The organism is Paenirhodobacter sp. (assembly GCF_047600745.1).
In the GTDB taxonomy this organism is placed as follows: domain Bacteria; phylum Pseudomonadota; class Alphaproteobacteria; order Rhodobacterales; family Rhodobacteraceae; genus Rhodobacter.
On the sequence record NZ_JASGKI010000002.1, the window covers coordinates 120,064 to 134,073 of the forward strand.

At 67.4% G+C, this 14,010-nt stretch carries 13 protein-coding genes; 3 read left to right on the forward strand and 10 right to left on the reverse strand.

Translation table 11 applies throughout. The features are described from left to right. Window positions 1-165: 165 nt before the first annotated feature. The 5 genes from QM789_RS05045 to QM789_RS05065 all read right to left on the reverse strand — a co-directional run bounded on the left by QM789_RS05045 (window position 166) and on the right by QM789_RS05065 (window position 5,678). Entirely contained in the window at window positions 166-1,527 is a 1,362-nt protein-coding gene (locus tag QM789_RS05045) for an aspartate aminotransferase family protein (protein ID WP_420350875.1), read from the reverse strand. A gap of 24 nt (window positions 1,528-1,551) precedes the next feature. After that, window positions 1,552-2,328: an ABC transporter permease gene (locus QM789_RS05050; protein WP_420350876.1), complete on the reverse strand. Its 777-nt coding sequence runs from the start codon at window positions 2,326-2,328 to the stop codon at window positions 1,552-1,554. 3 nt (window positions 2,329-2,331) lie between these two features. Next, complete coding sequence (locus QM789_RS05055) at window positions 2,332-3,477, reverse strand: ABC transporter permease (protein ID WP_420350877.1); 1,146 nt, start codon at window positions 3,475-3,477, stop codon at window positions 2,332-2,334. Next, window positions 3,474-4,508: an ABC transporter ATP-binding protein gene (locus QM789_RS05060; protein ID WP_420350878.1), complete on the reverse strand. Its 1,035-nt coding sequence runs from the start codon at window positions 4,506-4,508 to the stop codon at window positions 3,474-3,476. The genes QM789_RS05055 and QM789_RS05060 overlap by 4 nt, the downstream gene beginning before the upstream one ends. Before the next feature lie 123 nt (window positions 4,509-4,631). Beyond that, window positions 4,632-5,678 (reverse strand): ABC transporter substrate-binding protein, encoded by a 1,047-nt coding sequence (locus QM789_RS05065; RefSeq protein ID WP_420350879.1) that lies wholly within the window; start codon window positions 5,676-5,678, stop codon window positions 4,632-4,634. A gap of 156 nt (window positions 5,679-5,834) precedes the next feature. On the opposite strand from QM789_RS05065, the gene QM789_RS05070 reads away from it, so the two are divergent. Beyond that, a complete protein-coding gene (locus tag QM789_RS05070) occupies window positions 5,835-6,722 on the forward strand; it encodes a LysR substrate-binding domain-containing protein (protein ID WP_420350880.1) in 888 nt (295 codons plus the stop codon). A gap of 2 nt (window positions 6,723-6,724) precedes the next feature. Here QM789_RS05070 and QM789_RS05075 read toward each other — a convergent pair whose 3' ends face one another. Both QM789_RS05075 and QM789_RS05080 read right to left on the reverse strand, forming a co-directional pair. After that, window positions 6,725-7,648: an alpha/beta hydrolase gene (locus tag QM789_RS05075; RefSeq protein WP_420350881.1), complete on the reverse strand. Its 924-nt coding sequence runs from the start codon at window positions 7,646-7,648 to the stop codon at window positions 6,725-6,727. A 93-nt stretch (window positions 7,649-7,741) separates the two neighbouring features. After that, window positions 7,742-9,118 (reverse strand): NAD(P)/FAD-dependent oxidoreductase, encoded by a 1,377-nt coding sequence (locus QM789_RS05080; protein ID WP_420350882.1) that lies wholly within the window; start codon window positions 9,116-9,118, stop codon window positions 7,742-7,744. Window positions 9,119-9,264: 146 nt separating this feature from the next. Between QM789_RS05080 and QM789_RS05085 the strand changes: the two genes are divergently transcribed. Together QM789_RS05085 and QM789_RS05090 are read left to right on the forward strand one after the other, a co-directional pair. Further along, window positions 9,265-10,098 carry a fumarylacetoacetate hydrolase family protein gene (locus QM789_RS05085; protein WP_420350883.1) on the forward strand — a complete coding sequence of 278 codons (834 nt, stop codon included), beginning with the start codon at window positions 9,265-9,267 and terminating at the stop codon, window positions 10,096-10,098. A gap of 138 nt (window positions 10,099-10,236) precedes the next feature. Next, on the forward strand, window positions 10,237-11,049 hold the full coding sequence (locus QM789_RS05090; protein ID WP_420350884.1) for an alpha/beta hydrolase: 813 nt from the start codon (window positions 10,237-10,239) through the stop codon (window positions 11,047-11,049). A gap of 9 nt (window positions 11,050-11,058) precedes the next feature. On the opposite strand, the gene QM789_RS05095 is transcribed toward QM789_RS05090, so the two are convergent. The 3 genes from QM789_RS05095 to QM789_RS05105 form a co-directional block, all read right to left on the reverse strand. Next, complete coding sequence (locus QM789_RS05095) at window positions 11,059-12,222, reverse strand: ABC transporter substrate-binding protein (protein WP_420350885.1); 1,164 nt, start codon at window positions 12,220-12,222, stop codon at window positions 11,059-11,061. Between the two features lie 32 nt (window positions 12,223-12,254). Then, window positions 12,255-12,731, reverse strand: a complete 477-nt coding sequence (locus tag QM789_RS05100) for a cupin domain-containing protein (RefSeq protein ID WP_420350886.1) — start codon at window positions 12,729-12,731, stop codon at window positions 12,255-12,257. A 63-nt stretch (window positions 12,732-12,794) separates the two neighbouring features. After that, window positions 12,795-14,009 (reverse strand): flavin-dependent oxidoreductase, encoded by a 1,215-nt coding sequence (locus QM789_RS05105; protein ID WP_420350887.1) that lies wholly within the window; start codon window positions 14,007-14,009, stop codon window positions 12,795-12,797. Window position 14,010: the final 1 nt, after the last annotated feature.

The window sequence follows — 14,010 nt, forward strand, 5'->3', positions numbered from 1 at the left end:
CAAGCGCACCGCCGTGACCATGGGCGAAACGGCCCGGCAATCCGGGCCGGGGCCCGGCGCGGCCACGCGGAATTTGCGTGGGCGTGGCGTGGTTTCCGTTCCGAAGCAGGGTCCATGCGTCTCGCACCGGACGGGCCGGGCTTTGCGCCCGGCGCCGATGGCCGGTCAGAGGGTGTCGAGCGACCGGGCGATGATGTCGAACATCTCGTCCGCCTGCGCTTCGGTCAGGATCATCGGCGGGCACAGGCCGATGCTGTCGCCGATATTGCGCACGATCAGCCCGTTCCGGAGCATGGCGGCGAAGGCCGCGCTGCCCAGTTCGCCGGTTTTCCGGACGGTCTTCGCCGCCTTGTCATCCACAAGCTCGATGGCGGCGATCAGACCGACGCCGCGCACTTCGCCCACCTTCGGATGATCGGCCAGCGTGGCGAGCTTGCCGCGCAGACGTTCCCCCACCCGGCGGGCGTTTTCCACCAATCCGCGTTCCTCGATGATGGCGATGTTTTCCAGCGCCACGGCCGCGCCCACCGGATGCGCCCCGCCGGTGAAACCATGGCCGAAGGTGCCGATGCGGTGGCTTTCCTCGGCGATCGGGCCATAGAAACGGTCGTTCATCACGATGGCGGAGAACGGCATATAGCTCGACGTCAACTGCTTCGACAGCACCATCACGTCGGGCTTGATGCCGAAGGTGGCCGAGCCGAACATCTCCCCCGTCCGGCCAAAGCCGCAGATCACTTCGTCCGCGATCAGTACGATGTCCGGGTATTTCGCCAGCACCGCCTGGATCTTCGCCCAATAGGTCTTCGGCGGCACGATCACGCCGCCCGCGCCCATCACCGGCTCGGCGATGAAGGCGGCGATGGTGTCGGGGCCCTCCTTCCGGATCAGCGCGTCCAGATCCTCGGCGCAGCGGGTGGCGAAGTCTTCCTCGCTCTCGCCCGGGCGGCCCTCGCGCCAGTAATGCGGGCAGGTGGTGTGCAGGATGCCGGGCAGCGGCAGGTCAAACGAGCGGTGGTTGTTCGGCAGGCCGGTCAGGCTGGCGGCGGCGATGGTCACGCCGTGATAGCCGCGCTGGCGCGCGATCACTTTCTTGCGCTGCGGCTGGCCCATGGCATTGGCGCGATACCAGACCATCTTCAGCACCGAGTCATTCGCCTCCGAGCCGGAGTTGGTGAAGAACACCTTGCTCATCGGCACCGGCGCCAGCGCGACCAGCTTTTCCGCCAGATCAATGGCGGGGCCATGCGAGCGATGGGCGAAATTGTGGTAATAGGGCAGCTTCTTCATCTGCTCGGTCGCGGCATTGATCAGGCGCTGTTCGTTGAAGCCGACGGCGACGCTCCACAGCCCGGCCAGCCCCTCGATATAGCGGTTGCCCTCGCTGTCGAAGACATGGATGCCCTCGCCCTTGTCGATGATGAGGGGGCCGACCTCCTGATGCCGCATGGCGTCGGTATAGGCGTGGAAATGGTGGCGCAGGTCGCGTTCGGCCTCGGTGCCCTTGAAATTGTCGTGGTTGGTCATGGGATTCCCCTGTTGGAAAGCGGGTTACAGCGCCTTGCGGCGCAGGGTGCGGTTGAGAAGGAAAATCCCGCCGCCGATCACGATCGTGCCCAGGATGAACAGGAAGGCGGCGGAGGCGATGGCGGGCGAGATATTCTCGCGGATCGAGGAGAACATCTGCCGCGCCAGCGTGCGCTGGTTCGGCCCGGCGATGAACAGCGTCAGGATCACCTCGTCGAGCGAGGTGGCAAAGGCCAGCACCGCCCCCGACAGGATCCCCGGCATCGCCAGCGGCAGGGTGATGACCCCGAACACCTTCACCGGATGCGCGCCAAGGCTCAGCGCCGCCTGTTCCACCCGGGTGTCGATGCCGCGCAGCCCGTTCGAGACGTTCACCACCACGAAGGGCAGCGCGACGACCGAATGCGCGATGATGACGCCAAGGTGCGTGTTGGTCAGCCCCATCCGGACGAAGACGATCTGCATCCCGACGCCGATGATGACGGCGGGAATGACCATTGGCAAAAGCAGCGTCGAGCGCAGCAGTTCCGCCCCCGGAAAGGCGCGCCGCAGGCCGAGCGCCGCCAGCGTGCCCACCACCGTCGCCAGCGCCGTCGCCCCCGCGCCGATCACCAGGCTGTTGATGATCGAGCGGCGCCAGACGTCCGACAGCCAGAGTTCCTGAAACCAGCGGGTGGACCAGGACGGGATCGGATAGCTGAGCAGGTCCGACCCGGTGAAGGCCAAAGGCAGGATCGCCAGCAGCGGCGCCATCAGGAAGGTGACGGCCAGCACCCCGAAGATGATCTGTGCAATCCGCATCGGTCAGCCCCTCGCCGGTTGTCGGGTGATGCGGGCATAGACCGCGTAAAGGATCAGCGTGACCGCAAGCAGCAGCATCCCGAAGGCGCCCGCCATGCTCCAGTTCGCCGAATTCAGCGCGTAGAAGGCGATGATCGAACTGACCATCTGATCCGTCGGGCCGCCGATCAGCGCGGGCGTGATGTAGTAGCCGATCGCCGACATGAAGACGAGCAGCACGCCCGAGGCCACGCCCGCCGCGCTCATCGGCAGGGTGATCTTGAGAAAGGCACCAAAGGGGCGCGCGCCGAGCGACGCCGCCGCAGGCAGCAGGTTCGGCGGGATGGTGAGCAGCACCGCATAGATCGGCAGCACCATCAGCGGCAACAGCACATGGCTCATCGCGATGACGACGCCGGTACGGGTGAAAAGCAGCCGGAACTGCCCCTCGATCACGCCAAACCAGCGCAGTGCGTTGCTGATCAGCCCCTGATCTTGCAACAGCACATACCAGGCCGCCGTGCGCACCAGAAGCGAGGTCCAGAGCGGCAGCAGCACACAGGCCAGCAGAAGCACCCGCACCCAGCCTTTGCTGGCCGCCATCAGCATCGCATAGGGGTAGCCGATCATCAGGCAGACCAGCGTCACCGTCGCGCCGATGCTCAGCGTGCGCAGGAAGATGTCCCGGTTCGCCGAGGCGCTTTCCGGCAGCCGTTCGATGCTGCCCGAGGCGTCGCGGGCAAAGTCGAGCGCGGCGAGCAGGAACTTGTCCGTCACCGGCGGGGCGGAGGCGCGGATCGCCTCCCAATAGGCGGGCTGTGCCCAGCGTTTATCGACCGTGGTCAGGTCCACCGGGCCATCCCCGGCAATCGCCTGCGTCGTGCGGCCAAGCAGCGTGCGATAGCCCGATTGCGCGCTGTTCAGCCGCCGCACCACATCGCCCAACTGCTGCTGATCGGTCAGCGCGCGCAGATCGGCGACCAGCGCGGCCTGCATCTCCGGGCTGGGCGGGGATTGCCCGTCCCAGTCGCGCAGCACCGCCACCGTCTGCGGCAGCCCGTCGTTGATGACCGGATCCGAGACCGATTTCACCAGCACCGTCCAGATCGGCGTCAGGAAGAAGAACGCCGCGAAGGCCAGCACCGGGCCAAGAAGCAGAACCCGGCTCATGGCTTGACGATCCAGCAATCGGCGGCGGCGAAATGGACCTGCGCGCGGTGGCCGATCTCCGGCACCGGCTGGCTGCGGTCGATCCGCGCGATCAGGCGCAGCGCGCCGTGGCGCAGGTGCAGCCGGATATGGTCGCCCTGATAGACGCAATCCTCGACATCGACCGGCCAGAGGTTTTCCGCCCCGGCGACCGGCCCCGACGGGATCCGCAGCCGCTCGGGCCGCAGCGAGACCAGCACCGCATCCCCCGCCGCATGGCCATCGGCGGCGACGGCGATCACCGGCCCGCCCTCCAGCGCGACCTGCATCAGGCCATCGGCCACGCGCGTGACCTTGCCCGGCAACAGGTTGGTTTCGCCGATGAATTCGGCCACGAAGCGGGTGGCGGGGCGGTCATAGATCTCATCCGGGGCGCCGATCTGGTCGATCCGGCCCTGGTTGAACACCGCGATCCGGTCGGACATGGTAAGCGCCTCGCCCTGATCATGGGTGACGAAGACGATGGTCAGGCCCAGCCGGCGGTGCAATTCGCGGATGTCGAGCTGCATCTGCTCGCGCAACTGCTTGTCCAGCGCACCAAGCGGTTCGTCCATCAGCACCACGGAGGGTTCAAAGACCAGCGCCCGGGCCAGCGCGATCCGCTGCTGCTGCCCGCCGGAAAGCATGGTGGGGCGGCGCTCGGCGGTATGCGAAAGCTGCACCATGTCCAGCGCGCGGCGCACGCGCTCGGTGGTTTCCGCCCGGCCAACGCGGCGCTGCTTCAGCGGGAAGGCCACGTTTTCCGCCACCGTCATATGCGGGAACAGCGCGTAGTTCTGGAACACCACGCCCATGTCGCGCCTGTAGGGCGGCAGCCTGTCGATGCGCTGCCCATCGACGAAGATCCGCCCCGCCGTCGGTGTCAGGAACCCGGCCAGCATCATCAGGATCGTCGTCTTTCCAGAACCCGACGGCCCCAGCATGCTGACGAATTCGCCCCGGGCAATGTCCAGTTGCAACCCCTGGACAACGCGCACGGCGCCAAAGGTCATGTCCACGTCCTGAAAGCGGATATAGGGATCGGGTCCGCGGCCCTGCGGCGCGGGGGAAGGATGTGCGGGCATGTCGGTCCTGACTGGCAAGGGCCGGATCGCGGGTGCGATCCGGCGGATGGATCACTGGCCGATCCAGGCGTTGAAGCGCTGGTTCAGTTCCTCCAGATTGTCGACCCAGAAATCGACGTCGAGCGGCAGCGTGCCTTCCATGTTCTCGGGCGTGGTCGGCAGGTCGGCGCGCAGGTCTTCGCGCACCAGCGCGGTGCCCGCCTTGGTCGGCGGACCATAGGCCACATATTCCGGCAGTTGCGCGAGGCGCTCCGGCTGGCTCGCGAAGGCAATGAATTCATGCGCCAGATCGACATGCGGCGAGCCCTTCAGGATCACCCAGCTATCGACGGCGGGAATGCTGCCTTCCCACACGATCTTCAGGTTGCGCCCCTCGTAACGGTTCACGCCCGCCACCCGGCCGCTGTAGACCGAGGTCATCGCCACCTCGCCCGTCGCCAGAAGCTGCAAGGGCTGCGCCCCCGCCTCCCACCACACCAGATTGGGTTTCAATTCGTCCAGCTTGGCAAAGGCCCGGTCGACGCCTTCGGGCGTGGCCAGCACCTCATAGACCTCCGCCGCCGGCACGCCATCGGCCATCAGCGCGAATTCCAGCGTGTATTTAGGCCCCCGGCGCAACGCGCGCTGGCCCGGGAATTTCTGCACATCCCAGAAATCGGCCCAGGATTTCGGCCCTTCCGCCAGCGCATCACCGTCATAGGCAAGCGCGGTGGACCACACGAAGGTGCCGACGCCGCAGGGGCTTACGGCCTGCGGCAGGAAATCGTCCTTGTTGCCGATCTTCGACCAGTCGATCTTTTCATACAGCCCGTCGAAGCAGCCAAGCGCCAGTTCCTCGGCCTCGACCTCCACCAGGTCCCAGTTCGGCGTTCCGGCCTGCACCCGGGACTGGATCACGCCGATGCCACCATCCCAGGATTCCTCCAGCACGCGGATGCCCTTTGCCGCGGCGAAGGGGGTGAAATAGGCGGCGCGCATGCCGTCCTGCGTATTGCCGCCAAAGGCGACGACGGTGAAATCGCGCGGCTGCGCCACGGCCATCACCGCCGAGCACAGGACGATCCCGCCCGCGAATGCGAGTTTTCCAGTTCCGATCATGAGTATCTCTCCCGAGGGGCTACGCGCTTTCTCGTGGAACGCGTTAGTTTGAACCCGACGATACGCAGCGACACGCCGGGCGCAAAGGCGATAGTTCTTGCCACTGTGGACTATGGGATATACCACTGAATCCGGTCTTCCGCGTGGATCCGCAAGATGAACGCCTCAAAGCTGCCACCGCTGATCATGATCCGGGCCTTCGAGGCCGTGGGCCGTACCGGCAGCATCCGCAAGGCCGCCGAAGACATCGGCGTCTCGCACAATGTCGTCGGCTATCACATCCGCAATCTGGAAAGCTGGCTCGGCACGGTGCTGATCGAGCGCAGCCCGCGCGGGGTCACGCTCACGCCCGAGGGGCGGCAGTTCCACGCCACCGTGGCCGAGGCGCTGGCCCGGATCGCCGCCGCCGCGGGCCGGTTGCGCTCGCCGCGCCGGGTGCTGAACGTGTTCTGTCCCTATGGGCTGGCGTCGCGCTGGCTGACGCCACGGCTGTCGCATCTGGAACAGCACCTGCCCGGCTGCGAGATTTCGGTCCATCCCTGCGTCACCCTGCCCGAGAAGGGCGCCGGTCCGGGCGACCTGCTGATCGGCTACGGCCCGCAGGACGATGTTCCACCGGGGGCGGAGGTCATCACCTGGATGCGCGCCTTCCCGATCGCCAGCCCCGGGTTCGTGCGGCTGCATGGCCAGCCGTCTTCGGTGGCGGATATGCTCGGCTTTCCGCTGATCCACGAACAGGATCTGGACCAATGGGCAGGCTGGTTCGCGGCGGCGGGGGTGACGATTGGCCCCGCCGCGCTGAAGGGGCCGCGCCTTGGCAACCTCAGCCTGTGCATCGACGCGACCGTGGCCGGACAGGGGATCGCGCTCGGCTTTTCGCTGGTGGTGCGCGATCTGCTGGCCGGGGGCCAGTTGGTCGAACTGCTGGCCACCGACATTCATCTGGGCTGCTATTACCTGCTGTCGCCCGCCGAAGTGGCGCGCGACCCGGTGCGGTCGCGCTTCGTCGCCTGGCTGAAGGAGCAGCTTGCGCAGACCGCCTGAGCTCAGAGGGCCGCGCCGAAGAAATCCTTCAGCCGCGCCACCGCCTGATCGACGCAATCCGGCTTGTCATACAGGTCGTAATGCGTGGCGCCGGGGACGACGAGGATGTTCTTCACCTGCGACGCCGCCTTGTTGAACAACTCGAACCCGTCGCGATACGACCCGAAGGCCCCCACCTGCCCGCCGCCGACGATGATCTGCAACGGCTGGGTCAACAGCGTTTCCGCCAGGTGGAAGGCGTCCCAGGTGAAGGCGGCGCCGGTGCTGACCACGTTCAGCCGGTTGGGCGATCCGGGCTGCTGGCCGCGCGGGGTGGTGTAGTAGTCCACCGCCTCAACCACGTCGATCTCGGTGATGCCGGTGGCGGCAAGCTGCTCCGGCGATTGCGGGATGAAGGTGGTGATGGCGGTTTCGCCGCCGCGGGCCTCAATGCTGCGCTGCGCGCTGATCGCCTCCAGCGCCCGGATCGCGGCGCCCGGCGTGAGGTCGCCCTCGCGGCACAGGCGGCCATAATTGGCGCCGACCACGGTCGCCACCGCCTTGAAGCGGCGCTCGGTCATCGCCGCGTTCACGGCATAGCCACCACCGCCGCAGATACCCAGAACGCCGATCCGGTTTTCATCCACGAAGGGCAGCGTCACCAGATAGTCGGCGGCGCAGCGGAAATCCTCGACCCGCGTGGCGGGATCTTCGAGATACCGGCCCGGCCCGCCGCTCGCCCCCTGTGTCGAGGCGTCAAAAGCCAGCGCGACATAGCCCAGTTCCGCCAGCCGCGCGGCATAGATCCCCGCCGTCTGCTCCTTGCACGAGCTGATCGGATGCGCCACGACGACGGCCGGATAGGTCTTCGCCTCGTCGAAGCCTTCGGGCAGATGCAGGTTGGCGGCCACGTCCCAGGTCTTGTTGCGGAAGGTCACGGCTTTCATCTTCAGTCTCCTTTGCCATCGGTTGCGCTGACTATAGCCGGGGGGACGACCCCCGATAAGGCCGCGCAATCCGCATGCCGCGATTAGCCCGGCTTATGAATGCCCGGTCAGGAAATCGGCGATCGCCGCAAGGCGCGAGCCGCGCCGCCCGCTGGCCTCGCGCCGGTCGGCGAGGTGATAGAGCCGATACATCCCCCGCACGCCCAGCCAGCGCAGCGGCTCCGGCTCCCACCGGCGCGGCCTGCGGTTGACCCAGGGGAGCGCGGTCAGCGCGGTTTGCCGGTCGAGCAGCAGATCCGCCAGCGTCCGCCCCGCGAGGTTCGAGGTCGAGACCCCCACCCCCACATAGCCGCCCGCCCAGCCGATCCCCGTCGCCGGATCGAGCCCCACCGTCGCGCACCAGTCGCGCGGCACGCCCAGCACCCCGCACCACGCATGATCCAGCCGCAGCCCGCGCGTCTGCGGCAGCATCCGGTACAGAATCTCGCGCAGTTGCGCGATCGTCGCCGCCTGCGTGCGGCCCCGGTCGTCGATCCCCGAGCCGAAACGATAGGGCACGCCGCGCCCGCCCATCGCGATCCGCCCCTCGCGCGTGCGTTGGGCATAGCAATAGGCATGCGAGGCATCGGCCAGCAATTCGCCGCCGCGCCAGCCGATCCGGTCCCAAAGCGCGGCGGGCAGCGGCTCGGTCACGATCAGCGCAGAGTTGAGCGGGATGAGGTCGCGCCCGTGGCCCGGGATCCGCGCGGTGAACCCTTCGGTTGCGCGGATGATCCGGCGGGCAGTGACGATGCCGCGATCCGTCTCTACCCGGCCCGGCGCGATGCGGGTGACGGCGGTCTGCTCGTAAATCCGCGCGCCCATCCGTTCGACCACCTGCGCGAGGCCCCGCACCAGCTTTGCCGGCTGCACCCGCGCCGTGCCATGCAGCACCAGCGCACCAAGCGCCCCCGGCACGCCGATCCGCGCCTGCGCGGCCTCGGCCCCGATCAGTTCGATGCGCGCCTCCGGCACCTGCCATTCCCGCGCGGCGGCGTATTCGGCCTGCAACCGTTCCCATTGCGCGGGGGTGCAGGCATAGGTGAGGCAGTCGTTTTCAAGAATGTCGGCCGCGATCCCCTCCGCCGCGCAGGTCCGCACCACCTCGCTCACTGCCTCGCGCGCGGCGGTTTCAAAGGCGATGACCCCGGCGCGGCCGCTTTGCGCGCAGTATCTCCTCCGGCTCCAGCTGAATTCCCCCGAACACCAGCCACCATTGCGCCCCGAAGCGCCGAAGCCCGCGAATTCCTTTTCCAGCAGCACGACATTCAGGTCCGGCCGCGCCTTCAGCAGATAATAGGCGGTCCACAGCCCGGTGAAGCCCGCGCCGACGATCGCCACATCCGCCGTGATGTCCCCGGGAAGCGCGGGGCGGTAGCCCGGCACCCCGCCGATATCGGCATACCAGAACGAGACTTCGCCGTTGATCATGCTCATTCTCCGCGCAGCCGGATGCGCCGGACATCGACCGCGACGGCCCGCCCCTGTGTAGAACAGGGGCGGATCCCCCGCAACCGCTCTGGCCGATCGCGCGCGGGCCGGATAGCCTTGGCCGGTGACGCAGAGGGGAGAGCGACATGAAATTTCTCAGGCTGGGGGAGGCGGGCGCCGAACGCCCGGCGGTTCTGGATGCGCAGGGCCGGGCGCGGGATCTGTCCGGCGTGGTGGAGGATATCAGCGCGGCCACCCTGGCGGGCGGGCGGCTCGCCGGGCTGGACCCGAGCGCCCTGCCCCTTGCCGCCGAAGGCCAGCGCATCGGCCCCGCCGTGGCCGGGATCGGCAAGATCATCTGCGTCGGGCTGAACTACGCCGACCATGCCCGCGAAACCGGCAACCCGTTGCCCACGGAACCCGTCCTGTTCGGCAAGGCGACAAGCGCGATCTGCGGCCCGAATGACGATGTGGAAATCCCGCGCGGCGCCGACCGCACCGATTGGGAGGTCGAACTGGGCGTCGTGATCGGCAAACGCGCGAAATATGTGACCGAAGCCGAGGCGCCCGCGCATATCGGCGGCTATGTTCTGGTCAACGACGTGTCCGAGCGCCGGTTTCAGGCCGAACGCGGCGGCCAGTGGATCAAGGGCAAAAGCCATGACACCTTCGCGCCTGTCGGCCCCTGGCTGGTCACCCCGGACGAAATCGCCGATCCGCAGGACATCGACCTGTGGCTCGATGTCGATGGGGTGCGGCGCCAGACCGGCAACACCCGCACGATGGTCTTTCCGGTGTATCACCTGATCAGCTACATCTCGCAGTTCATGACGCTGCTGCCCGGCGACCTGATCTGCACCGGCACCCCGCCGGGCGTCGGGCTGGGGATGAACCCGCCGGTGTTCCTGAAGCCCGGGCAGGTCGTGACCCTCGGCGCTGCCGGTCTGGGCGCGCAACGCCAACGCATGGTGTCCGCCTGACGGCCCGCACGGGGGACCACCGAGACCCGCACAGGATTTCGTGAAGGCCGCGATCACGCCCTGCACATCCCTGCATTCGGTGGTATCCACCGAACTGCCCCGGGCCGAACCCGGCGCGGACAACGAACGGGAAGGCCGGTGTGGTATCATATCTCTGACTGGAACGCGGTCTACGACAACGCGCCGAACATCCCCAAGGGGGCCGACTGGCCCGGCGTCTGGGCCGAACCCGCCGCCGCCTTCCGTGCCGCCGCGCGGGCCGAGCTGGACATCCCCTATGGCCCCGGCGCGCGGGAGGTGTTCGACCTGTTCCGGCCCGAAGGCGCCGCCCGGGGGCTGGTGGTCTTTGTCCATGGCGGGTTCTGGATGGGGCTCGACAAGAGCTTCTTTTCGCATCTGGCGGCGGGGGCGCTGGCGCATGGCCATGCCGTCGCCATCCCGAGCTATACGCTCGCGCCCGAAGCCCGGATCGCGGCGATGACGCAGCAGATCGGCGCAGCGGTTGCGGCGGCGGCGGCGCGGGTTCCCGGCCCGATCCGGCTGACCGGCCATTCGGCGGGGGGGCATCTGGTCACGCGGATGGTCTGTGTGGACAGCCCGCTGCCGCCGGACCTGCGGGCGCGGATCGCAGGGGTGCTGTCACTCTCCGGGCTGCACGACCTGCGGCCGCTGCGGCATATCTGGCGCAACGCCACGCTGAGGATCGACGAGGCCGAGGCGGTGGCCGAAAGCCCGGCGCTGAACACGCCGCTGCCGCACACCCGCCTGACGGCCTGGGCGGGGGCAATGGAGACGTCCGAATTCCTGCGCCAGAACGCGCTTTTGCCCAATATCTGGGCCGGGCTCGGGGCGACGACGCGGGTGGTGGTCGAACCGAACCGGCACCATTTCAACATCGTGGACGGGCTGGGGCAGCCGGATCATCCGCTGGTGGCGGCGCTTCTGGACTGACCCCCCCGCCTACATCGCGCAGTCGTTGACGTAATTGTCCTGATAATCGTCGAAGATCTTTTCGACGATCGAGGTGGCATAGCGGCCATCCGCGCGCTTCACCACCTTGGTCAGGTAGAAGTCCTGAATCGGGAAGTGGTTCTTGCCGAACGAAAAATCGCCGCGCAGCGAGGTGAACTCCGTCTTTTCCATCGCCGCGCGCAGCCCGTCGCGGTCCGACATCTTGCCATCCACCGCCTTGACCGCGCTGTCGATCAGCAGGGCCGCGTCATAGGCCTGCATGGCGAAGGTCGCGGGCACCGCGTTGAACCGGGCGATATAGGCATCGGTGAAGGCGCGCGATTGCGGCGTGTCCAGGTCCGGCGCCCAGTTCGACCCGGCGAACATGCCCAAGGCCGCGTCCTGTTGCGCGGGCAGGGTGGATTCGTCCACGGTAAAGGCCGACAGGAAGGGGATCCCGCTCATCCCGGCCTGATGGAACTGCTTGACGAGGTTCACGCCCATGCCCCCCGGCATGAAGGCATAGATCGCATCCGGGCCGGTGGCGGCGATCTGCGCGAGTTCCGCCGAGAAATCGAGCTGCCCGAGCGGCACCAGCATCTCGTCGGCGACGCCGCCCTTGTAGGAATGCTTGAACCCCTCCATCGCATCCTTGCCGGCCTGATAGTTCGGCGCGAGCAGGTAGACGTTCCCATAGCCCTGATCCTGCGCATATTTGCCGGAAACTTCGTGCATCTGGTCGTTCTGATAGGAGGTGACGAACAGGTTGCGGTTGCAGTCCTTGCCCGCCAGCGTCGAGGTGCCCGCATTGGTCGAGATCATGAAGGCGCCGCCCTCGGTGACCGGCGATATGATCGCGTTCAGGATGTTGGAAAAGATCGGGCCGACGACGAAATCGACCTTGTTGCCTTCAACCAGTTCGCGCGCGCGGGTAACGGCGACCTCGGGCTTCTGCTCGTCGTCCACGACGATCAGTTCGACCGGCTTGCCGCCCAGCTTCCCGCCCAGATCGTCCAGCGCCAGCCGGAACCCGTCGCGCGACTGTTCGCCCAGAACCGCCCCCGGACCCGACAGCGTGTAGATCAGGCCGATCCGGACGATCCCGTCATCGGCATGGGCTGCCTGCGCGGCAAGAAGGCTTCCGGCCAGAAGCGATGCTTTCACTTTATTCATTCATTTCCTCCATCGGGCCTGTCGCCCATCGGTCACTCAAGCGGCGGCGCGGGCACGAATTCCAGTTCGTGGAACGAGGCGATCCGCACGACCTCGGCCGGGTCCGGCACGTTGTGGATCGAGGAGAACATCTCCCACAGCTTGGCCGTCGGCGAGACCCAGAACAGCGCCGTCGTCTCCGCGCCCGAACGGTTGAAGAGCCCATGCGGAATCCCGCGCGGCATCACGACCAGATCGCCCGGCCCGGCCTTGCGCAGCTTGCCGCCGATCTCGGCCTCCAGCGCGCCGGTCAGGACATAGACGAATTCGTCCTGCGTAAAGTGGATGTGATGCGGCACGAAGGTTCCGGCAGGGAAGACCGCATGCCAGGACATCGCGCTTTCGCTACAGGATTTCGGCGTATAGGTCTGGCCCAGAATGTTCCAGACGATGCCCTTGATGCTTTCGTCCTTGCCCATCACGCCGGGCGGCATCGGGCAGGGGGGCAGCGGATAGCTGGGGGTGCTCATCTGTCGGTCTCCTTTTTCTTCATTCAGATGCGAAATTTCCGCATGTAAAGCCGGATCTGCGTGTCAGCCGCGTTTCCGGGTCTGATCCCCCGAAAAACCGGCGGTGGTGGCGTATCCGCGCACGATGGCCGCGCGTTCTTCGGGCGTGATCACCCGGTCCAGATCGGCGAAGCCCTCGGGGGCGCGGCGCTCAACCTCGTCGATCAGCCCCTCCGGCCCGCCCAGACGGTTCAGCCGGACGATCTCCGCCGTCATGGGGCGGCGCAGCGCGTCATAGCCCGCCAGCGACAGCCCGCCCACCAGTTGATCCGCCAGCGCGCGGGTGTCGAGGATCGCCTGGCTCGCTCCGTTCGAGCCGACCGGATACATCGGATGCGCCGCATCCCCGATCAGCGTCACCCGCCCGTGGTTCCAGCTTGGCAGAGGATCGCGGTCGCACATCGGATATTCCAGGAACACCGGCGTCGCGCGCACCAGCGCCTCAAGGTCGATCACATCGACATCGAAGGCGCGCACATGCGGGATCAGCTCGTCCAGCGTGCCCTGCCGGTTCCAGTCCTCGCGCCGGGGCGCGGGGCTGCCCTCGGCGCCCGGGCGATAGGTCACGACCCAGTTCATCAGCACCCGGCCCGGCGCCGACCCCGGCGCGATCGGATAGAGCACCAGCTTGTAGGTGAAGCCCCCCGCCACGATCATCGTCCGGCCATCGGCGAAGGCATCGGTTTCCACCGCGCCGCGCCACATCATCACGCCGTTCCATTTCAGCCCGGCCTCGTCGGGGTAAAGCTGCGCGCGGATCGGCGAATGCACGCCATCAGCCGCCACCAGCAGATCGCCCCGCGCCGTGCCATTTTCGAAATGCAGCGTGACGCCCTGCGCATCCTGCGCGAACCCCGTGCCGCGATGCGACAGGCGCACCGCACCGGGCCCGAGCCGGTCGTGGACCGCATCGCGCAGCAGGGCGTGCAGCCGCCCGCGATGGATCGAGAATTGCGGATAGTCGCTCCCCGCCGCGATCCCCCGCGGCTCGCGCCAGATTTCCTGCCCCCGCCGCGTCAGATAGCGCAATTCGCTGGTGCGGATCGCGATCCGGTCCAGTTCCGGCAACAGGCCCAGTTCGGCCAGTTCGCGGATCGCATGCGGCAGGACATTGATCCCCACGCCCAGTTCCCGCAACTCCGGCGCCGCCTCAAAGATCTCGCAGGGGATGCCGCGCGCATGCAGCATCAGCGCGAGCGTCAGCCCGCCAATGCCCGCGCCATTCACCAGAACCTTCATC

Bases quoted from the DNA above. Each gene is read 5' to 3' on its own strand.
- QM789_RS05050 (WP_420350876.1), bottom strand. From the start codon at position 2,328: ATGCGGATTGCACAGATCATCTTCGGGGTGCTGGCCGTCACCTTCCTG.
- QM789_RS05045 (WP_420350875.1), bottom strand. From the start codon at position 1,527: ATGACCAACCACGACAATTTCAAGGGCACCGAGGCCGAACGCGACCTG.
- QM789_RS05105 (WP_420350887.1), bottom strand. From the start codon at position 14,009: ATGAAGGTTCTGGTGAATGGCGCGGGCATTGGCGGGCTGACGCTCGCG.
- QM789_RS05060 (WP_420350878.1), bottom strand. From the start codon at position 4,508: ATGACCTTTGGCGCCGTGCGCGTTGTCCAGGGGTTGCAACTGGACATT.
- QM789_RS05055 (WP_420350877.1), bottom strand. From the start codon at position 3,477: ATGAGCCGGGTTCTGCTTCTTGGCCCGGTGCTGGCCTTCGCGGCGTTC.
- QM789_RS05080 (WP_420350882.1), bottom strand. From the start codon at position 9,118: ATGATCAACGGCGAAGTCTCGTTCTGGTATGCCGATATCGGCGGGGTG.
- QM789_RS05085 (WP_420350883.1), top strand. From the start codon at position 9,265: ATGAAATTTCTCAGGCTGGGGGAGGCGGGCGCCGAACGCCCGGCGGTT.
- QM789_RS05065 (WP_420350879.1), bottom strand. From the start codon at position 5,678: ATGATCGGAACTGGAAAACTCGCATTCGCGGGCGGGATCGTCCTGTGC.
- QM789_RS05070 (WP_420350880.1), top strand. From the start codon at position 5,835: ATGAACGCCTCAAAGCTGCCACCGCTGATCATGATCCGGGCCTTCGAG.
- QM789_RS05095 (WP_420350885.1), bottom strand. From the start codon at position 12,222: ATGAATAAAGTGAAAGCATCGCTTCTGGCCGGAAGCCTTCTTGCCGCG.
- QM789_RS05100 (WP_420350886.1), bottom strand. From the start codon at position 12,731: ATGAGCACCCCCAGCTATCCGCTGCCCCCCTGCCCGATGCCGCCCGGC.
- QM789_RS05075 (WP_420350881.1), bottom strand. From the start codon at position 7,648: ATGAAAGCCGTGACCTTCCGCAACAAGACCTGGGACGTGGCCGCCAAC.